Origin of the sequence: Brevundimonas sp. (assembly GCF_035626975.1) — a bacterium.
In the GTDB taxonomy this organism is placed as follows: domain Bacteria; phylum Pseudomonadota; class Alphaproteobacteria; order Caulobacterales; family Caulobacteraceae; genus Brevundimonas.
The window spans coordinates 108545-131703 of record NZ_DASPMQ010000039.1; the positions used below are offsets into that span (position 1 = coordinate 108545).

A 23159-nucleotide genomic window follows, 5' to 3' on the forward strand; every position below is an offset into this window, starting at 1 on the left:
GTTCCGCTTATCGGGCCGCCTGGTCCGCCCCGCGGATCGCCGCGACGACCGCGCCCGCCCTGTCGTTCGGGACGGCGAAGCTGAGAACATACTGTTCGATCTTCCAGCCGTCGCGGGTCAGGCGCAGGACGCCGGAGCCGCGGGTTTCGCCATAGCTGTCGTTGGTCAGCTTCTCCTCGAACCAGGCGATGCAGCGGCAGTCGATCGGGGCGATGGTGATGGTCCGCTCGGCGGCCGGATAGGACCAGCCGTTCCCGCGCTCGAAATGCGGGGCGGCGAAGGCGCGGAATTCGGCCAGCGTCCAGTGCTCGGTCGCGTCGGTGCCGATGAAGCGGGCGTCGGGCGTGAACAGGTCGAAATAGGCGGCGCCGTCGGCGGCGCTCGAGGCGGCGTTGAGCCGGTCGAGCACGGCCGCGACTTCGGCCTCGGCCGGATCGGGGGCGGCGTGGAGGACGGCGGCGAGGGTCAGGGCGATCAGGGACATGGGCGGATCATAGGCCCGAGCTGGCCCGGGCGTCATCCCTCCGTCCGCCTGCCTGCCCGCCGTCATCCTCGGGCTTGACCCGAGGATCAGACGCAGGGCCGGGCTGTGCGACGGAGACGGCCCCACGAGTATGACCGCAACCGGCTACCGAGCACCGGTCGGTCTGGCCCTCGGGTCAAGCCCGAGGGTGACGGCGTGGAGTTTGAGCGGGCGAGGATTTTATTTAACCACCCGGTTGACAACCCTTCCGGATCGATGCATTTAACCTGTCAGTTACACACGAAGCCCTGACCCATGCAGACCGATCCCCTCTCCGCCAAGTTCGCCGCCCTGGCCGACCCGACCCGTCGGGCCATCCTGGCGCGGCTGTGCGAGGGCGAGGCCAGCGTCAACGATCTGGCCGAGCCGTTCGACATGAGCCTGCCGGCCGTGTCGAAGCATCTGAAGGTGCTGGAGAAGGCCGGGCTGATCAGCCGGGGCCGCGAGGCGCAGTGGCGCCCGGCCCGGCTCGAGCCGATGGCGCTGAAGGGCGTCGCCGAATGGCTGGAGCACTACCGCCGCTACTGGGACGCCAGCTTCGACCGGCTGGATGCCTACCTGAAGAAGATTCAAAAAGGAGACGACCGTGGCCCAAGAAACTGAGTCCAACCCCTGCAACACCGACGGCGTCGCCCATCAGCATGCCCTGGTCCTGCGCCGCGTCATCGACGCCACGCCGGAGCGGATCTGGAAGGCCTGGATGACGCCGGAATTGCTGCGGCAGTGGTTCGCCCCGCGGCCGTGGACGATCTCGGACGTGCAGGTCGATCCCCGCCCCGGCGGCGTGTTCAACTTCGTCATGCACGGACCGGACGGCGAACGCTTCCCCAACAGCGGCATCTTCCTCGAGGCGATCCCGAACCGCCGCTGGATCACAACCGACGCCCTGACCCCGGACTGGCAGCCCGCCGGCCAGCCGTTCATGGTCGGCACGGTCGAGCTGACCCCGAGGCCGGACGGCAAGACCGACTACGTCGCCACCGCGCGCCACTGGAACGCCGAGACGATGAAGCAGCACGAGGCCATGGGCTTCCATGAAGGCTGGGGCACCTGCGCCGACCAGCTGGCCGAACTGCTGAAGAAGCCGAACTAACCCTCCCCGCCCTCGCCCGGACCCGTTGAAGAGCCCGCCCGATGACCTTCGTCGAAACCATCGCCGCCCGTCCGACCCTGCAGATGCAGCGCTTCTTCGATGCGCCGCGGGCGCTGGTGTGGCGGGCGTGGACGAACCCCGAGGTCATGGTGCTGTGGCTGGGTCCGGTCGAGTGGCCGGCGGTCAGCGCTTCGCAGGACCTGAGGGTCGGGGGCGAATGGCGGGCCTGTCTGCGTTCGCCCGACACCGGCCAGGATCTGTGGCAGGGCGGGGTCTATCGCGAGATCGTCCCGAACGAGCGGCTGGTCTTCACCTTCAAATGGGACGAGTCGCACGAGGACGGCCCGCCGGCCGACACCCTGGTGACCGTCCAGCTCAGCGACGCGCCCGGCGGCGGCACCCTGATGGACTTCACCCACGAGGGGCTGAAGTCGGAGGCCAGCCTGATCGGCCACAGACACGGCTGGACCAGCACCTTCGAGCGGCTGGAGGCCTTCCTCGCCAGGGATCGGGAGCCATGAGGACCTCGCCCTTCGTCTGGTCCGGCCGCGTGCTGAGCGGCGTGGTCGTGGCCTTCCTCGGTCTCGACGCAGCGCTGAAGCTGGCGGGGCGGGCCGATCTGCTGCAGGCCGGCATCGCGGTGGACGCGCCGCCGGCCTTGCTGGGCGGCGCGCTGCTGGTCGCGACCACGCTGTACGCCCTGCCCCGCACCGCCGTCTGGGGCGCGCTGGCGCTGAGCCTGGCGCTGGGCGGCTCGGCCGCCTCCCAGGCCGCCGCCGGGGATCCGGCCCAGCTGTTGTTCGCCGTCTATGTCGCGGTTCTGATGTGGATCGGCCTTATCCTGCGCAAGCCGGGCTTCGGCCCGATCCTGCTGCGCGCCGTCCGATAACCGCCCCGCAGGGAGCCGTGCGGCTCCGGGGTGAATCTGTAGTGACGCCGATGGCGTCCCGCGTTTGTTCAATCGATCACAGGAGCGACGACCATGAAAATCGTGACCAGCCTCAGCTTCCGCGGCCAGTGCCGCGAGGCGTTCGAGTTCTATGCGAAAGTGCTGGGCGGAGAGATCACCGCCGCCATGGCCTATGGCGACGCTCCGCCCGACATGCCGATCAGCGATCCCAAGTACAAGGACTGGCTGATGCATTGCTGGCTGCAGGTCGGCGACCAGGCGATCATGGGCGCCGACATGGATGTCGACTGGGCCCCGAACGTCGACAAGCCGAAGAACGGCTTCGACGTCACCCTGCACACCGACGACAAGGCGGAGGCGAAACGCTGGTTCGACGCCCTGTCCGAGGGCGGCAAGGTGGGCATGCCCTTCGCCGAGACCTTCTGGTCCCCGGGATTCGGCTCCCTGACGGACAAGTTCGGCGTGCCGTGGATGGTCAACACCAATCCGGAAATGCCGAAGTGAAGGCGTCTCCGGCCGTGTGGACGGGCCGGGTGCTGACCGGCCTGTTCACCCGCTTCATGCCCGGCGCCTCGGACTTCCCGAAGCTCGCCGGACTGTGGCTGCGCGATCCCGCCCTGCGCGCGGTCTTCCCGTTCCGACGCGGATCTGCGGAGGCGATCTCGTGACCGTCGCCGCCGCCAGCCCTGAGCAGCTGAGACGGGTCAGCATCGTCCGGAGCTTCGACGCCCCGCGCGCCCTGGTGTGGAAGATGTGGACCGATCCGGCCCACGTCGGGGTGTGGTTCAGTCCCGAGCATTTCACCACGCCGGTCGTCCGGATGGACGTGCGGCCCGGCGGGGCCATTCACATGGTGATGCGGGCGCCGGACGGGAGCGACCATCCCTTCGACGGCCGGTTCGTCGAACTGGACGAGCCCGGGCGGCTGGTCATGCGGACCTGGATCACCCTGCCGGACGGCGCGATCTGGTTCGAGGTCGAGCATACCGCCCGGTTCGAGGAGGCCGACGGCCGCACCGTCATGCAGTTCGAGGCCGTGGTTATTCAGGCCCGCGAGGACGCCATCGGCCCGCTCAGCGGCATGGAGACGGGCTGGTCGCAGAGCCTCGACAAACTGGCGGCGCATATCCGCGCCGTCACGGCCGCGGGAGGCTGAGATGCAGACGGGACCGGCCGCGGCGAATCCCGACGCCTATGTGGCCGGTCTCGACGGATGGCGGCGTGACAGGGTCGAGGCCCTGCGCGCCGCCGTGCGGGCCGTCGGCGGCCTGACGGAGGTGATCAAATGGGGTCACCTCGTCTACCTGTCGAACGGCCCCGCCCTGCTGATCCGCGCCGAAGACCGGCGTGTCCTGCTGGGCTTCTGGCGCGGCCAGCGGCTGCGCGACCTCGAGCCGCGCCTGAAGCCGGGCGGCCAGTACGAGATGGCGACCCTCAGCCTGACGGACGGCGAGGCCGTCGGCGCGGACACCGTGACCGTCCTGACCCGCGCCGCCATCGCTCTGAACGCCGAACTCGGCGACCCCACCAGGGCCCTGAAGCCAAAGGCCCCGAAGAAGGAGAAGACCTGATGACCCGACCGTCTCCCCACCGCTTCGCCATTCTGGCTGTCGCCTCTGTGCTGGCCATGGCCGCGGGTTCGCCAGCGCTTGCCCAGACCCCCGCCCCCGCCCCGGCCGCGGCGAGCGTCACGGCCCGGGCGGCTCCCCGCGCGGACGCCGCCACGGTCGAGGGCGGCGAGGTCCGCTACTTCGTCCACGGCGACCTGAACTCCGGCAAACGGCCGGTGCTGGTGCTGCACGGCGCCTTCATGTCGTCGGACTCGATGAAGCCGCTGACCGACCTGATCACCGACCGTCCCCTGATCGTCGTCGACCAGCGCGGCCATGCCCGCACCGGCGACCTGCCCGGCCCGATCACCTACGAGTCCCTCGCCGACGACGCCGCCGCCGTGCTGGCCGACGCGGGCGTCGGGAAGGCCGATGTGATCGGCTATTCGATGGGCGCGGGCGCGGCCCTGCAGCTGGCGCTGCGCCACCCGGAGCGGGTCGACCATCTCGTCATCGCCTCGGTCAGCTTCAACGAGGCGGGCAACCTGCCCGGTTTCAGCGCGATGATGGAGGGCATCACGCCCGAGATGTTCGCCGGAACGCCGATGGAGGCGGAGTTCAGGCGGTTGTCGCCCAACCCCGACGCCTTCGCCTCGGTGGTCAACAAGATCAAGGTCATGGACCAGGGCCAGGACTGGCCGGCGGAGCATATCCGCGCCCTGACCTCGCCGACCTTCATCATCGTCGGCGACCACGACATCGTGCGGCCCGAGCACGCGGTCGAGCTGTACCGGCTGCGCGGCGGCGGCGACACGGCGCGGGCGTCCCAGCCGTTCCTGACCGAGCCCCCGCCCGCACGGCTGGCCATCCTGCCCGGGGCCTCGCACGTCGATGTGTTCGGCGACCCGACCCTGCTGGCGGCGATGATCCTGCCGTTCCTGGACGACCAGACCCGCCCGCCGCCGGGAGGGTTGTTCGACGATATCCCCGGAAGCGAGTGAGGAGAGGCGCCATGCGCACGATCAGAACCGCCACCTTCGTCTCGCTGGACGGCGTCATGCAGGCCCCCGGCGGGCCCGCCGAGGACACGACCGGCGGCTTCCAGTTCGGCGGCTGGGTCTTTCCGTTCTTCGACGAGACGCTGGGCGGGCTGATGGACCGCGCCATGGGCGAGGACTACGACCTGCTGCTGGGTCGCCGCACCTACGAGATCTTCGCCGCCTACTGGCCGCACCAGGACGACGAGATCGGCCGCACCTTCAACGCCGTGAACAAATACGTCGCCGCCGGCCCGGACACGCCGCTGGACTGGGCTCACAGCCACCGGCTGGAGGGCGATCTGGCCGGGGCGGTGCGGGCGCTGAAGGCGACCGAGGGGCGAGACCTGCTGATCCAGGGGTCGAGCGAGGTCATCCACACCCTTCTGGCCCACGACCTGATCGATCAGCTGACGATCCTGACCTTCCCGATCGTGCTGGGTCGGGGCAAGCGGCTGTTCGACGACGGGTCGCGCCCGCACGCCTGGACGCGGGTGGACGGCGAGCTGACGACCAGGGGCGTCATGGTCGGGACCTACCGCCGCGACGGGGACGTGCCCACCGGCTCGTTCGGTGAGGATAGTCCGGGCGCGGCGGAACTGGAGCGCCGGGAGCGCTGGGCGCGGGATGGCTGAGCGTCAGCGCGCCATGGCGGTCGGGAACGGCCGGCCCAGCGCCTCGGCCATGCCCTGCTGGGACAGCAGGAAGACCGCTTCGCGCTGGTGGAAATTGTTCGACAGCACGATCACCGTGACGTCCCCGTCCGGCTGGTGGGCGATCAGGTTACGGAAGCCGGACCAACTGCCGGTGTGATAGATCTGGCGGTCCGGGAAGCCCGGGCTGACCCGGCGTCCGAGGCTGTTGGTGAACAGGCCGTAGCCCCAGTCGCGGCGGGGCCGGCCGCGCTCGTCCGGCGTATCGGCGGGGGCGTGGTCGCCGATCATTTGCGCATAGCTGCGCGGGCTCAGCAGGCCGCCGCCGTGCAGGGCGCGCTGCCAGACCAGCAGATCGTCCAGCGTCGAATACAGGGCGCCGGCGCCGAAGATGATGCTGACGTTATGGTCCGGCTGCGGCGTAGGACCGCCGGCCAGATTGGCGTAGCCCATGACCACGCCGGAGGCGTCGTCCTCAAAGCCGGTGTCGGCCATGCCCAGCGGCACGAAGAAGGCGTCGCGCAGATAGTCCTGAAGCGGCAGGCCGCTGGCCTTCTGGACGACGTAACCGAGCAGATTATAGCCGGCATTGTCGTAGCGAACCTTCGTTCCCGGTGGGAATTGAAGACCGTACCGCGCTGAGTCTGCTGTCAATTCTTCCGGCGTGGCGGACGTCACGCGGCGGACGCCCCAGCCGGGACGGGCCATCAGGTCGGGAATGCCCGAGGTATGGGACAACAGGTGGTGCAGCCGAACCGGCGCCCAGGCGGCGGGACACGGATCGACCCAGCGGCACACGGGGTCGTCGACCGACAGCCGGCCCTCGTCCTGCAGGCGCAGGATGGCGGCGGCGGTGAATTGCTTGCTGACCGAGGCGAGGCGGAAGCGGGAATCCAGCTCAAGCGGCTTGCCGAGGTTGCGGTCGGCGTAGCCGTAGACCTGGCGGAACAGCACCTGGTCGCCCCTGGCCACCAGCACGCCGCCGGTGAAGGCGCCGGAGCCGCCCCAGCGCTCGAGTTGTTCCGTCAGTTGCGGCAGGTCCTGAACGACCACGGCCGGCGGCCGGGGCGGCGCCGGCTCGGGGGCTGACCTCGCCGGCAGGGGCCGCACCGTCGCCCAGGCGATCAGGCCGGCGGCGAGAACGAACAGCAGGGCGAGAAACGCCGCCGCCAGTCGCGGATGACCGCCGGCATGTCTGGGAACCTGGAACACCGGCCTAGACGTCGTAGTCCAGCCCGAACTGGGCGTAGAGGGCGCGCGAATCCTGCCATTTCGGGTCGACCTTGACCGTCAGGAACAGGTGCACGGGGCGGTCCAGCAGCTCGATGAGCTCCTCGCGCGACTTCTGGCCGATCCATTTCAGGGTCTGGCCGCCCTTGCCCAGCACGATCGGCCGCTGGCTCTCGCGCTCGACGTAGATGGTCTGTTCGATACGGGCCGAGCCGTCGGGCCGGTCCTCGAAGGCGGTGGTCTCGACCGCCGCCGAATAGGGCAGTTCCTCGTGGACGCGCAGATAGACCTTCTCACGGGTGATCTCGGCGGCCAGCACGCGCATCGGGACGTCGGCGGACTGGTCCTCGGGATAGAGCCACGGTCCCGGCGGCATGGCGCGGGCCAGCCGCTGCTTGAGGTCGTCGACCCCGTCGCCGCTGAGCGCCGAGATCATATAGACCTCGGAATAGACGCCGGTTTCGAACATGGCGTGAGACAGGGCCAGCAGGGTGTCGCGGCGCATGCCGTCGATCTTGTTCAGCGCCAGGATGACCTGTTTTCCCGCGGCCTTGAGGGCCGCGATGATGGTCTCGGTGTCCTCGGCCGAGCGGCGGTCGGCCGCCTGGCCTTCCTTGCCTTCCGAGGCGATGTGCGAGGCGGCGTCAACCAGGTGGACGACCACGTCGGCGTCGTCGGCTCCGCCCCAGGCCGAGGCGACCATGGCGCGGTCCAGCCGGCGGCGCGGCGTGAAGATGCCGGGCGTGTCGACGAGCACGATCTGGGCGTCGCCCTCCATGGCGATGCCGCGCACGGGGAAGCGGGTGGTCTGGACCTTCTGGGTGACGATCGAGACCTTGGTCCCGGTCAGGCGATTGACCAGCGTCGACTTGCCGGCGTTGGGCGCGCCGATGATGGCGGCGAAGCCGGCACGCTGGTTTTGGGGTTCGGTCAAATCACGCCTTCACGCTGCAGCAGGCCGATCGCGGCCGCCTTCTCCGCGTCCTGACGCGAACGGCCCTGCGCGGTCAAGGGTGCATATCCGGCCACGCTTGCTTCAACGGTGAATGTCGGGGCGTGATCCGAGCCTGTCCGTTCGACAATGCGGTAGGTGGGGAGCGGCTTGCCCTGCCCGAGCGCCCATTCCTGCAGGGCGGATTTCGGGTTGGTCAGCGACTTGCGGGCGGGCGCGGCCAGTTCGTCGGCCCAGACGCGTTCGAACACGGCGCGGGCCGCGTCCATGCCGCCGTCCAGCCAGACCGCCGCCAGGATGGCCTCCATGGCGTCGCCGAGCATGCCCTCGCGGCGGCGGCCGCCCTGTTTGGCCTCGCCGGGCGACAGCCGGATGGCGTCGCCGACCCCCAGCGCCTCGGCGGCGCGGGCGCAGGTCGCCTTGTCGACCAGGGCGTGCAGGCGCGACGACATCTCGCCCTCGTCGGCCGTCGGCAGGTCGCGCATCAGCCGGTCGGCGACCAGAAGGCCGAGGACCCGGTCGCCGAGGAACTCCATCCGCTGGTTGTCGAGGAAGGGCCGGCCGCGGGCGTCGCGCTCCGCCCCCTCGCCCACGCTGGCGTGGGTCAGGGCCTGATCGAGCAGGGACGGGTCGCGGAAGTCATGGCCGAGTCTGGACGCAAGCGCCGCGACCGCCTCGGCCCGCCGGTCAGCCATCAGTGCAGGACGGTGAAGAACCGGCTCGGACGGACCTTCGAGAACCAGCTGACGGGGTTCCACAGGGACGCGCCCGGCGACCACGAGAACAGGATGATCTCGGCCTTGCCGATCAGGTTCTCGGCCGGAACATAGCCGACGCCCTCGGCGATATCGAAGCGGCTGTCCTGCGAGTTGTCGCGGTTGTCGCCGATCATGAAGTAGTGGCCGGCCGGCACCTCGAACACCGGCGTGTTGTCGGAGACGTTGTTCGGGCCCCAGTCCTGGACATTGAACTCCCGCCCTTCCGGCAGGGTTTCGCGCAGCTGGATCGTCGGCTGGGCGCCGTAGAGGTTCTGCACGTCCTGCCGGCTCAGTTCGACGTCCTTCACGGCCGTGCCGTTGATGAAGAGCACGTTGTTGATCATCTGGAGGCGGTCGCCGGGCAGGCCCATGAGACGCTTGATGTAATCGGTCTTGTTGTCGCGCGGCAGCTTGAACACCACGATGTCGCCGCGCTTCGGCTCCCGCGCGAACAGACGGCCCTCGAACAGCGGCGGGCTGAACGGGATGGCGTGTTTCGAATAGCCGTAGCTCCACTTCGACACGACGATGTAGTCGCCCTCGTAGAGGTTGGGCTCCATCGAGGCCGACGGAATGGTGAAGGGCTGGAACAGCAGCACCCGCAGGACGAAGGCGATCAGCAGGGCGAAGAAGATCGTCTTGATGATCTCCACGGTCTCGTTGCCGCCGCCCGACCTGCCCTTCTTGCGGCCCTTGCCGCGGGCGTAGACGGGGGTGGCGTCGACGTCCTCGAACGGGGCGTCGCCGGAATCGCTCCAGACCGGCTGTTTCGCCGACGCGGCGGCGGCGGCGCTCCCGGCGGCAACCGCCTCGGCCGGCGTCACGGGGTCATGGGCGTGGCCGTCATCGCCATGGTCGACCCCGGAGGCGGGCGCTTCATGGGCCGGCGCCGCTTCGGCGGCGGGGTGGTCGTGGCCGGCCTCGTCGTGCGCGTGCCCGTCAGCGGCCGGCGCGGCGGCGTCATGACCGTGATCATCGTGGCCATGGTCGTCATGGCCATGATCGTCATGGACCGGTTCAGGGGCGTGCGCGTGGGCGTCCGCGACGTGGAGCGCGGCCTCGTCATGAGCCGGCGCGGCGGGCGCGGGGTCGTCGTGACCGTGCCCGGCGTCGTGGCCGTGGTCGTCGTGCGGCTTGTTCTCGTCGCTCATATTGACCCTATTCCCCCAGCCGCTGTTCGCGGTCTTTCAGCGGCAAAACCGGTATAACGTGATTAAGCTATCGGCAAGGCTTCGATCACCACGAAGGCGAGTGCGTAGGGGTGTTCGTCGCTGAGCGTCAGATGTATCCGCGGTTTGTGACCGGGAGGCGTCAGCCTGGCCAGGTGTTCGGCGGCGTGGCCGGTCAGCTGCAGGGTCGGCTGGCCCGAGGGCAGGTTGGCCACCCCCATGTCGCGCCAGTAGACGTCGGCCCGCATGCCGGTGCCGAGGGCCTTGGCGCAGGCTTCCTTGGCCGCGAACCGCTTGGCGTAGCTCCAGGCGGGTTCGGGTTTGCGGTCCGAGCGCGCGCGTTCGAGGTCGGTGAAGCAGCGCGCCTTGAACCGGTCGCCGAAGCGATCCAGCGAGTTCTGGATGCGCCGGATGTCCGACAGGTCCGCGCCGACGCCGATGATCACGACGCGGCGTCCATGGCGGCGCGCATCCGGTGGATGGCGTGGGTCAGGCCGACGAACACCGCCTCGCCGATCAGGAAATGGCCGATGTTGAGCTCGCGCACCTCGGGGATGGCCAGCATGTCCGCGGCCGTCTCGTAGTCCAGCCCGTGCCCGGCGTGGACCTCCAGGCCGAGGTCGGCGGCGCGGGAGGCGGCGGCCTGGAGCCGGGCGAACTCGACGGCGCGACCGTCGCCGGACAGGTGGCAGTAGCGGCCGGTGTGGAACTCGACCACCTGGGCGCCGACGGCGTGGGCGGCCTCGACCTGCTCCAGCGCCGGCTCGATGAACAGGGAGACCCGCACGCCGGCGGCGGACAGGGCCTTCGCGACGGGCGCGATCCGGGCCTCCTGGCCGGCGACGGCGAGGCCGCCCTCGGTGGTCACCTCCTCGCGCCGCTCGGGCACCAGGCAGGCGGCGTGCGGCCGGTGGCGCAGGGCGATGGTCAACATCTCATCGGTGACCGCCATCTCGAGGTTCAGCGGCCGGCCGGCGACGGCGCACAGTTCGCTCAGCGCCTCGATATCGGTGTCGGTGATGTGGCGCCGGTCCTCGCGCAGGTGGGCGGTGATGCCGTCGGCCCCGGCCGCCAGGGCCTCGCGCGCGGCGCGGACCGGATCGGGATGGACGCCGCCCCGGGCGTTCCGGACCGTCGCCACATGGTCGATGTTGACCCCCAGACGCACCGGCGAGACCATCGTCGCTCTCCCTATTTCGCCAGCCGCCGGCTGCCCGGATCCTCGACCGGCAAGGCGGCCAGGTCGGGCGGCAGGGCGTCGGCGGGCCAGGCCGGCACGTCCAGCGTCGCCAGCGCGACCAGCGGCACGCCGACGTCGGCGCGCCCGCCGGAGCGGTCAACGATGCAGGCCGCCGCCACGACGTCGCCGCCCGCCGCCCGGATAGCGGCGATGCATTCGCGCGAGCTGAGGCCGGTGGTGACGATATCCTCGACCATGACCACCCTCTGGCCCGGCTCGACGTGGAAGCCGCGGCGCAGTCTGAACTCGCCGCCCTCGCGCTCGACGTACATCGACGGCACGCCCAGCCAGCGGGCGGTCTCGTAGCCCGGAATGATGCCGCCGACGGCGGGCGAGATGGCCACGTCGACCGGGCCGACGGCGGCGGTGATCTTCTCCGCCAGCGCCTTGCACAGACGGGCGCAGCGGGCCGCGTCCATGAACACCAGGTTCTTCTGGAGGAAGACCGGGCTGTGCAGGCCGGAGGACAGCACGAAATGGCCTTCGCGCAGGGCGCCGGCGTCGCGGAATTCGGTGAGAACGTCTTCGGAGGTCATATGTCCCGCTTAGCCGCCAGCTTGGTGTGGGACAATGCCGGCTTTTCGATACTCTCGCCCGGCTTGAGCCCGCCGGCGAGCAGCGCGGTCCACACCCCCTCGGCGTCGTCGGCGAAGGCGAACAGCTCCATGTCCGACGCCCTGACCATGCCGTGCTCGATCAGCGCATCGAAATGGATGACCGAGCGCCAGTAGGCCTCGTCAAACAGGACGATGGGAATGGCCGGCGCCTTTCCGGTCTGGCGAAGGGTCAGGATTTCAAACAGTTCGTCGAGCGTCCCAAACCCGCCCGGGAATACAATCAGGGCGTTGGCGCGCATGGCGAGGTGCATCTTGCGCATGGCGAAGTAGTGGAACTGGAAGGTCAGCTCCGGCGTCGACCATGGATTGGGAAACTGCTCGTGCGGCAGGGTGACGTTGAACCCGATCGAGGGCGCTCCGGCCTCGAACGCCCCCTGGTTGGCCGCCTGCATGATTCCGGGCCCGCCGCCGGTGGCGATGACATTGTCGCGTGGCTGGCCGACCTCGCCGCGAATGGCGCCGCCCCGCTCGGACGCCAGCTTTCCGAACTTGCGCGCCTCCTCGTACCAGTAGGCGTGCCGCCCCGCGCCGTCCGCGCCGATGCGGGCGCTGCCGAACACCACCAGGGTCGAACGCACGCCCCAAGCCTGAAGCGCGCTTTCCGTTTTTTCGTATTCCAGCAGGAAACGGACGCCGCGCAACGGTTCGCTGAGCAGGAAGTCCCGATCAAGGGCGGCGATACGGTAGGAGGGCGAGGCCAGCTGCGCCGCGTTGGCCCGTTCCTGTTCTTCGGGAGTCATCTCACGCCTTGAAACACCGCGCGATCAACCGCGCATCATGCGGATCGTTGCATCCGACGCATGCCGGGAGAATACCCGATCGACCGTCATCCCCGCGCCCGCTCGACCGTGTCGACGGAAGGGTTGGTGCGCAGGGCGGCCATGATGGCGGTGGCGTGTTTGGCGTCCTCGACCTCGAGATCGATATCGACGTCGAAGAAGTCCTGCTGCCGGTGACTCATCACCAGGTTGAGGATGTTGCCGCCGGCTTCGCCGATGATCGTGGCGACCTGGCCGAGCACGCCCGGGGCGTTCTTTATCGTGGCGCGGATACGGGCGGCGGCGACGGCCCCCTGCTCCGCCTGGGGCGTCCATTGCAGGTCCTGCCAGACCGAATCGTCGTCGGCGAATTCCTCCAGCCGCTGGCAATCGATGGTGTGCACCGTCAGGCCGGCCTCGGGCTCGAGGATGCCGACGATGCGGTCGCCCGGCACCGGAGAGCAGCAGTGGCCGAAATGTACGCTGACGCCGGGCGTCAGGCCGCCGCCGCGGACAAACAGCCGGCCCTGGTCGTCGCCGATGCGCTTGCGGTCCGGCCCGGCCTTGAGCCGCCCCTTCAGGGCCGGGAACAGGATCTCGCCGATCCTGGCGGCGGACACGCGGCCGCGGCCGATGGCTTCGTAGAGGTCGTCGTCGTGGGCGAAGCCCAGCTGCTCCAGCGCCGGGCGCAGCGTCACCTCCGCGTCCGTCTTGCCGGCCCGGGTCAGGGTCTGCTCAAGGGTGGCGCGGCCCAGTTTCTGGAACTCGCCGCGCTCGGAGGTCCGGATGTGGCGGCGGATGGCGGAGCGCGCCCGGCCCGTCACCGTCAGCGAGCGCCAGTCGACCGGAATCTCGCGTTTGGCGCCGCGGATGATCTCGACCACGTCGCCGTTCTGCAGCTGGGTCCGCATCGGCTTGAGTTCGCCATTGATCTTGGCCCCGACCGCCGTGTCGCCGACCTCGGTGTGCACGGCGTAGGCGAAGTCGAGCGGCATGCCGCCGCGCGGCAGGGTGATCAGGGCGCCCTTCGGCGTGAACACGAACACCTGGTCGAGATACATCTCGAGCTTGGCGTGCTCGACCCAGTCCTCGCCGCCCTCGCCGTGCTCGATGACCTGCACGAGGTGGCGCAGGTTCTGCAGCGGGTCCCGCCCGCCGTCCCGCTCCATGGCCTCCTTGTCGAAGCCGTAGGACTTGTTCTTGTAGGCCCAGTGCGCCGCCACGCCGTCCTCGGCGACCCGGTCCATGGCGTCGGTGCGGATCTGCATCTCGATGCGCAGGCCGGACGGGCCGACCACGGTGGTGTGCAGCGAACGGTAGTTGTTCGACTTGGGCGTCGAGATGAAGTCCTTGAACCGCTCCGGCACCATCGGCCAGGCGCGGTGGATCACGCCCAGGGCGCGGTAGCAGTCGTCCTCGGCCTCGACGATGACCCGGAAGCCGTAGATGTCGGACAGGGACGAGAAGCCGACCGACTTGCGCTGCAGCTTGCGCCAGATCGAATAGGGCGTCTTCTGCCGACCGAAAACCTTGGCGTGGACGCCCGCCTCCTCCAGCACGCGCTCGACCTCGCGGGAGACGCCGTCGATGGCGCGGCCATGCTCCAGCTTGAGCGCCTCCAGCCGTCGCTCGATGGCGGTTCGGGCGGTGGGGTTCAGGTGCTCGAAGGCCAGTTCTTCCAGCTCGGACGCGATCGAATGGATGCCGATCGAGCGCCCGAGCGGGGCGTAGACCTCCAGCGTCTCGCGGCTGATCCGCTCGCGCTTGTCCGGCTTGACGTATTTGAGTGTCCGCATGTTGTGCAGACGGTCCGCCAGCTTGACCAGCAGGACGCGCACGTCCTTCGAGATGGCGAGAATGAATTTGCGCAGGTTCTCGGCCTGGCGCGTGTGCTCGGCCTGCAACTCCAGCCGCGACAGCTTGGTGACGCCCTCGACGAGCGAGGCGATCTCCTCGCCGAACATCGCGGCGATGTCGTCACGGGTGGCCGATGTGTCCTCGACCACGTCATGCAGCAGGGCGGTGACGATGGTGGCCGTGTCCAGCCGGTAGTCGGTCAGGATGCCGGCGACCTGGATCGGGTGGGCGAAATAGGGATCGCCCGAGGCCCGCAGCTGCGAGCCATGCATCTTCATCGCATAGACGTAGGCGCGGTTGAGCAACGCCTCGTCGGCCGTCGGATCGTAGGCCCTGACCGCCTCGACCAGCTCGAATTGCCGAAGCACCCGGGCCTTCGAGGGCTCGGGCGCCTCGGCCGGCGGGCGATCGCCCTCCGGGTCGTTGAGATTGGCAGCTTTCAGAGGCGGCGCGGGCTGCGAGGTCCGCGCCGGCAGGATGGTGATACCGTTGGCGGGTTCAGCCGTCAGTACCGCTCCTCCTGCCCGCCGTCGCGATCGCTTTGCAGCGCGCGGATCAGCTCGGCTTCCGCCATGTTCATGTGCTGCGGCTCGGCCAGCAGGGCGACGACCTCGGCCTCGTCCTCGGCTTCGGTGCGCTCATCGACCCGCTGCAGGGTGACGATGATGTTTTCCTGCAGTTCGTCCGGGTTGACGGTGTCCTCCGCCAGTTCCCGCAAGGCGACGACCGGATTCTTGTCGTTGTCGCGGTCGAGCGTCAGCGCCGCGCCGTTGGCGATGGAGCGGGCGCGGTGCCCGGCCAGCAGGACCAGACCGAAACGGTTCGGCACCTTCTCGATGCAGTCTTCGACAGTGACGCGGGCCATGAAATTCCTCGAGCGCGGGGGAGAACCGCACAAAATATAGGGTTGGACGTCATTGTGCAACGCCGCATGGGCCGGAATGAGGCGGATAAGCTTCGCGTCAGGGCCGGGAGACCACGGCCTCGACGGTCAGGGTGTCGCCCGGTCGTGGGCCGCCTTCGCCGAGTTGCAGACGCATCGCCTGCACGCCGGAGCGCGCGGAACGATGGCTTAACCGGCGCGGCTCGGACTCTTCGATAACGGCGCACGCGTCCAGGGACCCGTCCGCCTCGATCGTGCAGCGAACTGAAATAGCGACCCGCCCTGACCAACGGCCCAGCGGATCTATGCGTGGAGAGGTTGTGCCCTCGACGAACCGCACCGCAGGATCCCCTACAATCCAATCCCTGGCGCCGGCCGTTTTCTGCGAGGAGCCCAGAATCGCGGCGACTGTGAGCACCGACCAGCCGAGCATTGCGTTCACCTGATCTGTTTGCGGACCGGGAAACTCGTCCGGCCCGCGTCCCGCGTCAATGACCGCCGTCTTCGACAAGGCGCGGCGGCTCGTCTGCGGCCGGAACGGCCCAGGCCGCCGAAGCGCCCGACGTGTCATCGGTCCGGGTGGGCGTCCGCGCCGATCGGGGCGACGGCGGACAGATCTCCGGCGGTGCGGTCGTCGCCGGGCAGGCGCCAGTCCGCGGCGATCTCCGCCAGGGGGCCCATGACGAATTTGCGTTGCGCCGCCCTCGGGTGAGGCAGGATCAGGCCGTCGAGATCGCCGCTCACCCGGCCGTAGGCGATCAGGTCGAGATCGAGGGTGCGCGGCGCGTTCGGAGTTCCGCGTTGACGGCCGAAGGCCTCCTCGATCCGCCCCAGCGCCGCCATCAGGGCGTGGGGATCGTGCGCCGTGCGGACGATGACCACGCCGTTCAGGAACGGCGGATCATCGGGGTCGGGCCAGGCGGCGGAGCGCCACCACGACGACCGAGCCAGCAGGTCGATCCCCTCGGCGCGGAACCGGGCCAGCGCGGCCTCGAGCGCCTCGCGGCAATCGCGCCACGCCCCCTTGTCATTGCAGCCCAGCGCGACGATGACGGCGTCGTCCAGATCGACGGCGTCGTCCATTTCGACGGCGACCGGGACGTCCATATTCTCGGAACCGATTTCCATGACGCCTTATCCGACCGAGCGCATCGCCCTGTTCATAGACGGGGCCAATCTGTATTCCGCCGCCAGGGCGCTGAACGCCGACCTCGACTTCAGCCGGCTGCTGGAGATGTATCGCGCGAAAGGCGTTCTGGTTCGCGCCTATTATTACACCGCCGTGATCGAAGGCGAAGAGTTCTCGCCGATCAAGCCGCTGGTCGACTGGCTCGACTACAACGGCTTCACCGTGGTGACGAAGCCGGTCAGGCGCTTCACCGACGCCCAGGGCCACACCCGGACCAAGGGCAATATGGACATCGAGATCGCCGTGGACATGCTGGAGTTGGCGCCGCGCGTCGATCACATGGTGCTGTTCAGCGGCGACGGCGACTTCCGGCGGCTGGTGCAGGCGGTGCAGGCCCGCGGCGTACGGGTGACGGTGGTCTCGACGATGAAGACCCAGCCGCCGCAGATCGCCGACGAGCTGAGGCGACAGGCGGACGCCTTCGTCGACCTGAACGACCTGCTGCCCGAGATCGGCAGGCCCCGCACGCCGGGCGCCGCGCCCAACAGCCGGGTGTTCGAACAATGAGCGCCTGGCCGCCCGAGGCGCCCCGCGACTGCCCGCTCTGTCCCCGACTGGTCGAATACCGCCGCGAGAACGCACGCCAGAACCCCGGCTGGTTCAACGGCGCCGCGCCGTCGTTCGGCGATCCGCAGGCCCGGCTGCTGATCGCCGGCCTCGCCCCCGGCCGCACCGGGGCCAACCGCACCGGCCGGCCGTTCACGGGCGACCACGCCGGCTGGCTGCTCTACGAGACGCTGCAGAAGACCGGCTTCGCGCGGGGCCGCTACGATCCCAACGGCGACGACGACCTGGAACTGGTCGATTGCATGATCACCAATGCGGTGCGCTGCGCCCCGCCCGGCAACAAGCCGCTGCCGGTCGAGGAGGCGACCTGCCGGCCGTTCCTGCAGGCCCGGCTGGCCGCCCTGCCCCGGCTCAGGGTCATCCTCACCCTCGGCGACGTGTCGCGACGCAACGTGCTGAAGGCGCTGGGCAAGCCGGCCAGCGCGATGGCGGCGGGGCACGGCGCGGAGGCCTCCGTCGGGCCGTACGTGCTGCTCAACAGCTACCATTGCTCCCGGCTCAACACGAACACCGGACGGCTGACCGCCGCGATGTTCGAGGAGGTCTTCCTGCGCGCGCGGGCCCTCATCGAAACGTGAACGAACATCAGTCGCCCGGGAGGCGACTGTGCTTCCCGCGCCACGCGAATCAAGGGTCGTCGGGTGTAGCCTCCAACCCGGGGAACAGCGTCGTCCAGCCCGCGTTGATCGAGCGGGACCTGGGAGGTTGTGATGCGTATCAGCGAAGGGGGACCGTTCACCCCCGAGGAACGGAAGGCGGCGGTTCTGGCGCTGCTGATCGCCGCGGGGATCGCGGTGTTCGGATTGATGGTCCAGCAATGGACCGGCCCGTCGCTGGGGCCGTGGGGCGGCGACCAGGCGGCGGCCTCGATGCCGGGCGTGCTCGACGCCCAGCCGGTAGCGTCCTCGGCCTTCTAGCCGCGCTCCTTCAGCAGCCGGGCCTTGTCGCGCTGCCAGTCGCGCTGGGCCGTGGCCTCGCGCTTGTCATGCAGTTTCTTGCCCTTGGCCAGGGCGATCTCCAGCTTCGCCTTGCCCGCCTCGTTCAGGTAGAGCTTGACCGGGATGATGGTCTGGCCGTCGCGCTGGACGGCGCCGATCAGCTTGTCGATCTGCTTGCGGTGCAGCAGCAGTTTCCGCGGCCGCCGCGGCTCGTGGTTGAAGCGGTTGGCCTGTTTGTAGGGCGGGATGTCGGCATTGATCAGCACAATCTCGCGTCCCTCCACCGCCGCATAGCTCTCGGCGATGTTGGCGCGGCCGTCGCGCAGGGCCTTGATCTCCGTGCCCAGCAGCTGGATCCCGGCCTCGGTGTAGTCCTCGAGGAAATAGTCGAACTTCGCCCGCCGGTTCTCGGCGATGACTTTGGTCTTGGGCTTTTCGCTGGCCATCAGCCCACGCCTGCTTCCGCCATGGCGCGGTCGATGGCCGGCCTGATCGCGTCGGCGGTCGGGGCCAGCGGCAGCCGCACCTCCTCGGTGCACAGGCCGAGGCGCGCAAGGGCGTATTTGGCCGGCGACGGCGAGTTGTCGAGGAACAGGCCCCTGTGCAGGCCGATCAGCCGGTCCTGCCACTCGCGCGCCGTGGCGTAGTCGCCGGCGGCCGCCGCCTCGTGCAGCGCCACCATGGCCTCAGGCGCGACGTTCGAGGTCACCGAGATCACACCGACGCCCCCATGGGCGTGGTAGCCGAGATAGCTGGGGTCGTCGCCCGAGATCAGGTCGAACTGCTGGTCGATGATGTTGGCCCGCATCCAGCTGATCCGCGCCAGATCGCCGGTGGCGTCCTTGATGCCGACGATGTTCGGATGGACCGCCAGCCGGGCCACGGTCTCGTTGGCGAGGTCGACGCCGGTGCGGGCGGGCACGTTGTAGAGCAGGATCGGCAGCTGGACCGCCTCGGCGATGGCCTCGAAATGCGCCGCCATGCCCGCCTGCGAAGGCCGGCTGTAATAGGGCGTCACGACGAGGGCCCCGTCGGCGCCGACGGTCTTGGCGTGACGGACCATTTCGATCGACTTGTCGGTGGCCGAGGAGCCCGCCCCGGCGATGACCCGGGTGCGGCCGGCGGCGACCTCGACGCACAGTTCGACGACGCGCTTGTGCTCGTCCAGGTGCAGCGAGGCGCTCTCGCCCGTGGTGCCCATCGGGACGACGCCGTGAACCCCGGCCGCGATCTGGCGTTCCAGCAGCGTCCTGAAGGCGGCTTCGTCCACCTTTCCGTCACGAAGTGGTGTGATCAGGGCGGTGATCACGCCCTTGAACAAAGGGGCGGTCATTGAAACGATGGTCCTGCGTGGGAATGGGCGACGACGCCTGAGGCGAAGCGTGGGAGGGTAGGTTGCCGGCGACGCCGCCGCAACCGTCATGGAATGGGGATTGGACACGGCATGATCGCAACCAGTCTCGCGGCCGCCCTGGCTCTGCTCGCCCCCGCGCCCGAATCGCTGGTTCCGCAGGAAACGCCGTATCCGGCCGTCGCCCCGCAGGGGACGCAGGCCAGGCTTCTCGACGATCAGGACACCGCCCTCTTCCGCCAGGGCCTGACGCAGGCCCGCGCCCGCGACATCGTCGGCGCCCGCTCCACCGCGGCCCAGATTCGCGATCCGTCCGCCCGAAAGCTGGTCGAGTGGGCGCTGCTCGACACCTCGGCCGAACAGATGCCGTACAGCGACCTCGCCGTCGCCCAGACCGCCTTCGCCGGCTGGCCCCGGGCCGAGAGCCGCCGCGCCGCCGCCGAGCGGGCGCTGGACCTCGCCTATGCCGGTCCCGACGCGGCCCTCGCCCTGTTCGCGGGCGCGCGTCCGACCACGGTCGAGGGCGCCATCGCCCTGGCCGACGCGCTGGAGCAGCGCGGCCGCCGCGACGAGGCCCGCGCCCTGATCAGCGAATGGTGGCGCACCCGCTCGTTCGACGAGCCGCAGCAGACCCGCATTCTGACCCGCTGGGGCGGCTGGCTGACCCAGGCCGATCACGAGGCGCGGCTGAATGTCCTGCTGCTGGGTCCGCACGGGCCGGCGACGCGCGCCATGACCCAGATGGTCTCGCCGGAGCGCCGCGCCGTGGCCGAGGCGGCGATGACGCTGCGTTCGGCCTACAGCCCCGACGCCGTGGTGGCCGGTCTTAGCCCGTCGCAAGCGATGGACCCGGCCGTCGCCCTGGAGCGGATCCGCATCCTGCGCTCGCAGGGCCGCCAGTCCGAGGGTTTCGCCCTGTTGGCCGCCCTGCCCGCCGCGCCGCTGCATACCGAGGGCCAGAACACGCTGTGGAGCGAGCGGCGAAACTATTTCCTCGACGCCCTCGAGCGCCGCAACTGGCAGGCCGCCTACGACGCCATGGCCGGCCACGGCTTCCCCTCGGGCGAGCGCAAGGTCGACGCGGAGTTCTTCGCCGGCTGGGTGGCGCTGACCAGGCTGAACGACCCCGCGCGGGCCGCCACCCATTTCGAGATCCTGCGCCAGGCGTCCTCGACCCCGATCACCCAGGGCCGGGCGCTGTACTGGCTCGGCCGCGCGGCCGAGGCGCAGGGCAATACCCCGTCGGCGGTGGAGTTCTATCGGGGCGGCGCCCGCCACATCCAGACCTTCTACGGCCAGCTGGCCGCCGAGAAGGCCGGGATCACCACGATCACCCTGCCCGGAGATCCGGTCCCGACCGGCGCGGACCAGGCGGCCTTCGAGGCGAATGAGGTGGTCCGCGCCCTGCGCATCCTCGGCGAGACCGGCGAGACCAGCCTGTTCCGGGTCTTTGCCTACCAGCTCGACGACGACCTGCCCGGCGCTTCCGAACTGGCCCTGCTGATGGATCTGTCGCGGGCCTACGGCGAGGGCTTCACGGCCATGATGGTCGGGCGGGCCGCCAGCCAGCGCGGCTATCTGATGCCCGAGCGCCAGTACCCGATCCGGATTCCGCCGCAGGTTCCGGGGGCCGCGCCGCTCGAGTTCACCCTCGCCATCACGCGGCAGGAATCGAGTTTCGATCCCCGTGCGCGCTCGGGGGCGGACGCGCGCGGCATGATGCAGTTCCTGCCGTCGACCGGGGCGATGGTCGCCCGTCAGCTGGGCATGCCGTTCTCGGCCGAGCGGCTGTGGGACCCGGACTACAACATGACGCTGGGCAGCTATCACCTCGGCGACCTGACCAACCGTTTCGGCGGCTCGATGCTGCTGACCACGGTAGGCTACAACGCCGGTCCGGCCCGGCCACCGCAGTGGATCGCGCGCTGCGGCGATCCGCGCGCCGGACAGGTCGACCCGGTCGATTTCATCGAGTGCGCCCCGTTCACCGAGACGCGCAACTACATGATGCGGGTGATGGAGAACATGTCGGTCTACAAGGCGCGGCTGAACGGCGGCTCGGCCCCGCTGACCCTGTCCAGCGACCTGCGCCGCGGCGCGCCGGCGGGGCCGCAGCCCTACGCCTCGGGCGGTTCCGTGACCGATCCGTCCGGGGCGGAGTGACGCCGGGCGGCTGACAGCAGGGGGCCGTCCGGCCCGTCGACCCAGCGCGCCGACAGTCCGAACACACTGCGGAGCACGCCCGGCGCCAGCGCCTCCAGCGGCAGGCCGTCGGCAACGACCCTGCCGTGGTCCAGCACCACGACCCGGTCGGCGAACCGCGCCGCCAGCGGCAGATCATGGAGGCTGGCCAGCACCGCCTGCCCCGCTTCGGCCCGCGCCCGCAGCCGCTCCAGCACCATCAGCTGCGCCTCGGGATCGAGGCCGGCGATCGGCTCGTCGACCAGCAGGGCCGCCGCCTCCGTCGCCAACGCCCGGGCCAGCAGCACCCGCGCGCGTTCACCGCCAGACATCTCGGCCACGCCGCGATCGGCCAGATGATCCGCCTCGACCTCGACCAGCGCCCGATGCGCCCGTTTCAGTGCTTCGCCCGCCGCGAGGAAGGGCGCGCCCAGCGCCGCCACCTCGACCGCCGGCAGGTTCCAGGCGACGCGCCGTTCCTGCGGCAGATAGGCGGCCAGCCCGGCCCTTTGCCGGGGCGTCAGGTCGGCGACGTCCTTGCCACCCAACCGCGCGCGGCCGCCGAATAGGGGCAACAGACCGGCCAGGGCGCGGATCACGCTCGACTTGCCAGCGCCGTTCGGCCCGACCAACGCCGTCAGTTCGCCCGGAGCCACGGCCAGCGTCACCTCGTCCAGCACCCTGCGCCCGCCCAGCCGGGCCGTGGCGGTCTCCAGCGCCAGCGCCGTCACAGCCGCCACTCCCGCGCTGCCCGCCAGGCGATCAGGGCGAACAGGGGCGCGCCGACCAGGGCCGTGAACACGCCCAGCTTCAGCTCCTGATCGGTCGGCGTCATCCGCGCCAGCAGATCCGCGACGACCAGCATCAGACCGCCGGCCAGGGCCGAGGGCAGCAGCAGCCGGGCCGGGTCGCCGCGCACCGCCCTCCGCACCAGATGCGGCGCGGCCAGGCCGACGAAGCCAATCACCCCGGCGACCGCCACCGCCGCCCCGGTCGCCAGGGCCGCCGCCAGCAGGGCCAGCAGCCTGAGGCGGGCCATGGGCAGGCCGGAGGTCCGCGCCGTCTCCTCGCCGAGACTGAGCATGCGCAGGCCGGGGGCCGCCAGCGCGGCCAGAGCCGCCGCCAGAAGCACGGCGGGCGTGACCCAGGCGACATCCACCCAGCTGCGGTTCTCGACCGAGCCGAGCAGCCAGTTCATCACCTCGGCGGTGGCGATCGGGGACGGCGACAGGTTGAAGATCAGGGCCGTGGCGGCGCCGGCGAAACTGGACACCGCCACGCCGAACAGGATCAGCGCCTCGGGGGACCGCACCCGCGCCGAGAACAGCACCAGCAGCCCGCCGGCCAGCCCGGCCCCGACCAGGGCCGTGACCTCGACCGCGCCCGGCAGCGCGGCCCAGCCCAGCACGATCGCGGCCGCCGCGCCCAGCGCCGCCAATGCCGACACGCCCAGCACGCCCGGGTCGGCCAGCGGGTTCCTCAGCAGCCCCTGCATCACCGCGCCGGACAGGCCGAGAGCGACGCCCACTATCAGCGCCGTGGCCGCGCGCGGGGCCCGCACCGCCCAAAGGACCTCCGCCGGGCCGGACGAGAGATCGGTGAAAGCCTGCGCCAGTTGCGTCCCGTCGAAGGCGCTCTCACCGAACAGCACGGCCGCCGACATCGCGACCGCGATCGAAACGGCGAGCATGATCGTCAGCCGA

Annotated in this window: 31 protein-coding genes; 14 read left to right on the plus strand and 17 right to left on the minus strand. The window is 70.1% G+C overall.

Features of this window, described 5'->3' with window-relative positions; translation table 11 throughout:
* Positions 1 to 7: 7 nt before the first annotated feature.
* A complete protein-coding gene (locus VEB62_RS10695) occupies positions 8 to 484 on the minus strand; it encodes a nuclear transport factor 2 family protein (RefSeq protein ID WP_324799143.1) in 477 nt (158 codons plus the stop codon).
* 294 nt (positions 485 to 778) lie between these two features.
* Between VEB62_RS10695 and VEB62_RS10700 the strand changes: the two genes are divergently transcribed.
* The 10 genes from VEB62_RS10700 (at position 779) to VEB62_RS10745 (ending at position 5748) form a co-directional block, all read left to right on the plus strand.
* Complete coding sequence (locus VEB62_RS10700; protein WP_324799145.1) at positions 779 to 1126, plus strand: ArsR/SmtB family transcription factor; 348 nt, start codon at positions 779 to 781, stop codon at positions 1124 to 1126.
* Positions 1110 to 1616, plus strand: coding sequence for an SRPBCC family protein (locus VEB62_RS10705; protein ID WP_324799147.1), 507 nt, complete (start codon positions 1110 to 1112; stop codon positions 1614 to 1616). Before VEB62_RS10700 ends, VEB62_RS10705 begins: the two co-directional genes overlap by 17 nt.
* 41 nt (positions 1617 to 1657) lie before the next feature.
* Complete coding sequence (locus VEB62_RS10710) at positions 1658 to 2137, plus strand: SRPBCC family protein (protein WP_324799150.1); 480 nt, start codon at positions 1658 to 1660, stop codon at positions 2135 to 2137.
* Positions 2134 to 2505, plus strand: coding sequence for a hypothetical protein (locus VEB62_RS10715; RefSeq protein WP_324799152.1), 372 nt, complete (start codon positions 2134 to 2136; stop codon positions 2503 to 2505). The genes VEB62_RS10710 and VEB62_RS10715 overlap by 4 nt, the downstream gene beginning before the upstream one ends.
* A 93-nt stretch (positions 2506 to 2598) precedes the next feature.
* Positions 2599 to 3030 (plus strand): VOC family protein, encoded by a 432-nt coding sequence (locus VEB62_RS10720; RefSeq protein ID WP_324799155.1) that lies wholly within the window; start codon positions 2599 to 2601, stop codon positions 3028 to 3030.
* Positions 3027 to 3194: a hypothetical protein gene (locus VEB62_RS10725; protein WP_324799157.1), complete on the plus strand. Its 168-nt coding sequence runs from the start codon at positions 3027 to 3029 to the stop codon at positions 3192 to 3194. Before VEB62_RS10720 ends, VEB62_RS10725 begins: the two co-directional genes overlap by 4 nt.
* The gene (locus tag VEB62_RS10730) at positions 3191 to 3682 is read left to right on the plus strand and encodes an SRPBCC family protein (RefSeq protein WP_324799160.1); all 492 of its coding nucleotides are present in this window, start codon (positions 3191 to 3193) and stop codon (positions 3680 to 3682) included. Before VEB62_RS10725 ends, VEB62_RS10730 begins: the two co-directional genes overlap by 4 nt.
* A 1-nt stretch (position 3683) precedes the next feature.
* Positions 3684 to 4097 carry a DUF1801 domain-containing protein gene (locus tag VEB62_RS10735; RefSeq protein WP_324799162.1) on the plus strand — a complete coding sequence of 138 codons (414 nt, stop codon included), beginning with the start codon at positions 3684 to 3686 and terminating at the stop codon, positions 4095 to 4097.
* Positions 4097 to 5077: an alpha/beta fold hydrolase gene (locus tag VEB62_RS10740; RefSeq protein ID WP_324799165.1), complete on the plus strand. Its 981-nt coding sequence runs from the start codon at positions 4097 to 4099 to the stop codon at positions 5075 to 5077. Before VEB62_RS10735 ends, VEB62_RS10740 begins: the two co-directional genes overlap by 1 nt.
* A gap of 11 nt (positions 5078 to 5088) precedes the next feature.
* Positions 5089 to 5748, plus strand: a complete 660-nt coding sequence (locus VEB62_RS10745) for a dihydrofolate reductase family protein (protein ID WP_324799167.1) — start codon at positions 5089 to 5091, stop codon at positions 5746 to 5748.
* A gap of 3 nt (positions 5749 to 5751) precedes the next feature.
* On the opposite strand, the gene VEB62_RS10750 is transcribed toward VEB62_RS10745, so the two are convergent.
* The 12 genes from VEB62_RS10750 to folK all read right to left on the minus strand — a co-directional run bounded on the left by VEB62_RS10750 (position 5752) and on the right by folK (position 16358).
* Complete coding sequence (locus VEB62_RS10750) at positions 5752 to 6978, minus strand: serine hydrolase domain-containing protein (RefSeq protein ID WP_324799170.1); 1227 nt, start codon at positions 6976 to 6978, stop codon at positions 5752 to 5754.
* A gap of 4 nt (positions 6979 to 6982) precedes the next feature.
* Positions 6983 to 7930 (minus strand): GTPase Era, encoded by a 948-nt coding sequence (era, locus tag VEB62_RS10755; protein ID WP_324799173.1) that lies wholly within the window; start codon positions 7928 to 7930, stop codon positions 6983 to 6985.
* The gene (rnc, locus tag VEB62_RS10760) at positions 7927 to 8643 is read right to left on the minus strand and encodes a ribonuclease III (RefSeq protein WP_324799176.1); all 717 of its coding nucleotides are present in this window, start codon (positions 8641 to 8643) and stop codon (positions 7927 to 7929) included. Before rnc ends, era begins: the two co-directional genes overlap by 4 nt.
* The gene (lepB, locus tag VEB62_RS10765; protein WP_324799301.1) at positions 8643 to 9359 is read right to left on the minus strand and encodes a signal peptidase I; all 717 of its coding nucleotides are present in this window, start codon (positions 9357 to 9359) and stop codon (positions 8643 to 8645) included. Before lepB ends, rnc begins: the two co-directional genes overlap by 1 nt.
* 560 nt (positions 9360 to 9919) lie before the next feature.
* Complete coding sequence (gene acpS / locus VEB62_RS10770) at positions 9920 to 10321, minus strand: holo-ACP synthase (RefSeq protein ID WP_324799178.1); 402 nt, start codon at positions 10319 to 10321, stop codon at positions 9920 to 9922.
* Positions 10318 to 11055, minus strand: coding sequence for a pyridoxine 5'-phosphate synthase (locus VEB62_RS10775; protein WP_324799181.1), 738 nt, complete (start codon positions 11053 to 11055; stop codon positions 10318 to 10320). The genes acpS and VEB62_RS10775 overlap by 4 nt, the downstream gene beginning before the upstream one ends.
* Before the next feature lie 11 nt (positions 11056 to 11066).
* Positions 11067 to 11651 (minus strand): orotate phosphoribosyltransferase, encoded by a 585-nt coding sequence (gene pyrE / locus VEB62_RS10780; RefSeq protein ID WP_324799184.1) that lies wholly within the window; start codon positions 11649 to 11651, stop codon positions 11067 to 11069.
* On the minus strand, positions 11648 to 12472 hold the full coding sequence (locus VEB62_RS10785; RefSeq protein WP_324799187.1) for an LOG family protein: 825 nt from the start codon (positions 12470 to 12472) through the stop codon (positions 11648 to 11650). Before VEB62_RS10785 ends, pyrE begins: the two co-directional genes overlap by 4 nt.
* Positions 12473 to 12558: 86 nt before the next feature.
* Positions 12559 to 14715: a RelA/SpoT family protein gene (locus tag VEB62_RS10790; RefSeq protein ID WP_324799190.1), complete on the minus strand. Its 2157-nt coding sequence runs from the start codon at positions 14713 to 14715 to the stop codon at positions 12559 to 12561.
* Between the two features lie 137 nt (positions 14716 to 14852).
* A complete protein-coding gene (rpoZ, locus tag VEB62_RS10795; RefSeq protein ID WP_324799192.1) occupies positions 14853 to 15212 on the minus strand; it encodes a DNA-directed RNA polymerase subunit omega in 360 nt (119 codons plus the stop codon).
* Between the two features lie 97 nt (positions 15213 to 15309).
* Positions 15310 to 15741, minus strand: coding sequence for a hypothetical protein (locus tag VEB62_RS10800; RefSeq protein WP_324799195.1), 432 nt, complete (start codon positions 15739 to 15741; stop codon positions 15310 to 15312).
* 56 nt (positions 15742 to 15797) lie between these two features.
* Complete coding sequence (folK, locus tag VEB62_RS10805; RefSeq protein ID WP_324799197.1) at positions 15798 to 16358, minus strand: 2-amino-4-hydroxy-6-hydroxymethyldihydropteridine diphosphokinase; 561 nt, start codon at positions 16356 to 16358, stop codon at positions 15798 to 15800.
* On the opposite strand from folK, the gene VEB62_RS10810 reads away from it, so the two are divergent.
* The 3 genes from VEB62_RS10810 to VEB62_RS10820 all read left to right on the plus strand — a co-directional run bounded on the left by VEB62_RS10810 (position 16357) and on the right by VEB62_RS10820 (position 17903).
* Complete coding sequence (locus VEB62_RS10810; protein ID WP_324799199.1) at positions 16357 to 16926, plus strand: LabA-like NYN domain-containing protein; 570 nt, start codon at positions 16357 to 16359, stop codon at positions 16924 to 16926. The two genes, folK and VEB62_RS10810, sit on opposite strands and share 2 nt — an antisense overlap.
* Positions 16923 to 17564 carry a uracil-DNA glycosylase gene (locus tag VEB62_RS10815; protein WP_324799202.1) on the plus strand — a complete coding sequence of 214 codons (642 nt, stop codon included), beginning with the start codon at positions 16923 to 16925 and terminating at the stop codon, positions 17562 to 17564. Before VEB62_RS10810 ends, VEB62_RS10815 begins: the two co-directional genes overlap by 4 nt.
* Before the next feature lie 132 nt (positions 17565 to 17696).
* Positions 17697 to 17903, plus strand: a complete 207-nt coding sequence (locus VEB62_RS10820) for a hypothetical protein (protein WP_324799204.1) — start codon at positions 17697 to 17699, stop codon at positions 17901 to 17903.
* On the opposite strand, the gene smpB is transcribed toward VEB62_RS10820, so the two are convergent.
* Both smpB and dapA read right to left on the minus strand, forming a co-directional pair.
* On the minus strand, positions 17900 to 18370 hold the full coding sequence (gene smpB / locus VEB62_RS10825) for an SsrA-binding protein SmpB (protein ID WP_324799207.1): 471 nt from the start codon (positions 18368 to 18370) through the stop codon (positions 17900 to 17902). The genes VEB62_RS10820 and smpB overlap by 4 nt on opposite strands.
* The gene (gene dapA, locus VEB62_RS10830) at positions 18370 to 19257 is read right to left on the minus strand and encodes a 4-hydroxy-tetrahydrodipicolinate synthase (RefSeq protein WP_324799209.1); all 888 of its coding nucleotides are present in this window, start codon (positions 19255 to 19257) and stop codon (positions 18370 to 18372) included. Before dapA ends, smpB begins: the two co-directional genes overlap by 1 nt.
* Before the next feature lie 111 nt (positions 19258 to 19368).
* On the opposite strand from dapA, the gene VEB62_RS10835 reads away from it, so the two are divergent.
* Complete coding sequence (locus VEB62_RS10835) at positions 19369 to 21438, plus strand: lytic transglycosylase domain-containing protein (protein ID WP_324799211.1); 2070 nt, start codon at positions 19369 to 19371, stop codon at positions 21436 to 21438.
* Here VEB62_RS10835 and VEB62_RS10840 read toward each other — a convergent pair.
* Together VEB62_RS10840 and VEB62_RS10845 are read right to left on the minus strand one after the other, a co-directional pair.
* The gene (locus VEB62_RS10840; RefSeq protein ID WP_324799304.1) at positions 21393 to 22187 is read right to left on the minus strand and encodes an ABC transporter ATP-binding protein; all 795 of its coding nucleotides are present in this window, start codon (positions 22185 to 22187) and stop codon (positions 21393 to 21395) included. The genes VEB62_RS10835 and VEB62_RS10840 overlap by 46 nt on opposite strands.
* Positions 22184 to 23146, minus strand: coding sequence for a FecCD family ABC transporter permease (locus VEB62_RS10845; protein ID WP_414642032.1), 963 nt, complete (start codon positions 23144 to 23146; stop codon positions 22184 to 22186). Before VEB62_RS10845 ends, VEB62_RS10840 begins: the two co-directional genes overlap by 4 nt.
* Between the last annotated feature and the right edge of the window lie 13 nt (positions 23147 to 23159).

What these genes read in the sequence shown, in the direction of transcription:
- VEB62_RS10695 (WP_324799143.1), bottom strand. Translation starts at nt 484, where the DNA reads ATGTCCCTGATCGCCCTGACCCTCGCCGCCGTCCTCCACGCCGCCCCC.
- VEB62_RS10700 (WP_324799145.1), top strand. Translation starts at nt 779, where the DNA reads ATGCAGACCGATCCCCTCTCCGCCAAGTTCGCCGCCCTGGCCGACCCG.
- VEB62_RS10710 (WP_324799150.1), top strand. Translation starts at nt 1,658, where the DNA reads ATGACCTTCGTCGAAACCATCGCCGCCCGTCCGACCCTGCAGATGCAG.
- VEB62_RS10715 (WP_324799152.1), top strand. Translation starts at nt 2,134, where the DNA reads ATGAGGACCTCGCCCTTCGTCTGGTCCGGCCGCGTGCTGAGCGGCGTG.
- VEB62_RS10720 (WP_324799155.1), top strand. Translation starts at nt 2,599, where the DNA reads ATGAAAATCGTGACCAGCCTCAGCTTCCGCGGCCAGTGCCGCGAGGCG.
- VEB62_RS10735 (WP_324799162.1), top strand. Translation starts at nt 3,684, where the DNA reads ATGCAGACGGGACCGGCCGCGGCGAATCCCGACGCCTATGTGGCCGGT.
- VEB62_RS10740 (WP_324799165.1), top strand. Translation starts at nt 4,097, where the DNA reads ATGACCCGACCGTCTCCCCACCGCTTCGCCATTCTGGCTGTCGCCTCT.
- VEB62_RS10745 (WP_324799167.1), top strand. Translation starts at nt 5,089, where the DNA reads ATGCGCACGATCAGAACCGCCACCTTCGTCTCGCTGGACGGCGTCATG.
- rnc (WP_324799176.1), bottom strand. Translation starts at nt 8,643, where the DNA reads ATGGCTGACCGGCGGGCCGAGGCGGTCGCGGCGCTTGCGTCCAGACTC.
- VEB62_RS10775 (WP_324799181.1), bottom strand. Translation starts at nt 11,055, where the DNA reads ATGGTCTCGCCGGTGCGTCTGGGGGTCAACATCGACCATGTGGCGACG.
- pyrE (WP_324799184.1), bottom strand. Translation starts at nt 11,651, where the DNA reads ATGACCTCCGAAGACGTTCTCACCGAATTCCGCGACGCCGGCGCCCTG.
- VEB62_RS10785 (WP_324799187.1), bottom strand. Translation starts at nt 12,472, where the DNA reads ATGACTCCCGAAGAACAGGAACGGGCCAACGCGGCGCAGCTGGCCTCG.
- rpoZ (WP_324799192.1), bottom strand. Translation starts at nt 15,212, where the DNA reads ATGGCCCGCGTCACTGTCGAAGACTGCATCGAGAAGGTGCCGAACCGT.
- VEB62_RS10810 (WP_324799199.1), top strand. Translation starts at nt 16,357, where the DNA reads ATGACGCCTTATCCGACCGAGCGCATCGCCCTGTTCATAGACGGGGCC.
- folK (WP_324799197.1), bottom strand. Translation starts at nt 16,358, where the DNA reads ATGGAAATCGGTTCCGAGAATATGGACGTCCCGGTCGCCGTCGAAATG.
- VEB62_RS10815 (WP_324799202.1), top strand. Translation starts at nt 16,923, where the DNA reads ATGAGCGCCTGGCCGCCCGAGGCGCCCCGCGACTGCCCGCTCTGTCCC.
- VEB62_RS10820 (WP_324799204.1), top strand. Translation starts at nt 17,697, where the DNA reads ATGCGTATCAGCGAAGGGGGACCGTTCACCCCCGAGGAACGGAAGGCG.
- smpB (WP_324799207.1), bottom strand. Translation starts at nt 18,370, where the DNA reads ATGGCCAGCGAAAAGCCCAAGACCAAAGTCATCGCCGAGAACCGGCGG.
- dapA (WP_324799209.1), bottom strand. Translation starts at nt 19,257, where the DNA reads ATGACCGCCCCTTTGTTCAAGGGCGTGATCACCGCCCTGATCACACCA.
- VEB62_RS10835 (WP_324799211.1), top strand. Translation starts at nt 19,369, where the DNA reads ATGATCGCAACCAGTCTCGCGGCCGCCCTGGCTCTGCTCGCCCCCGCG.
- VEB62_RS10845 (WP_414642032.1), bottom strand. Translation starts at nt 23,146, where the DNA reads ATGCTCGCCGTTTCGATCGCGGTCGCGATGTCGGCGGCCGTGCTGTTC.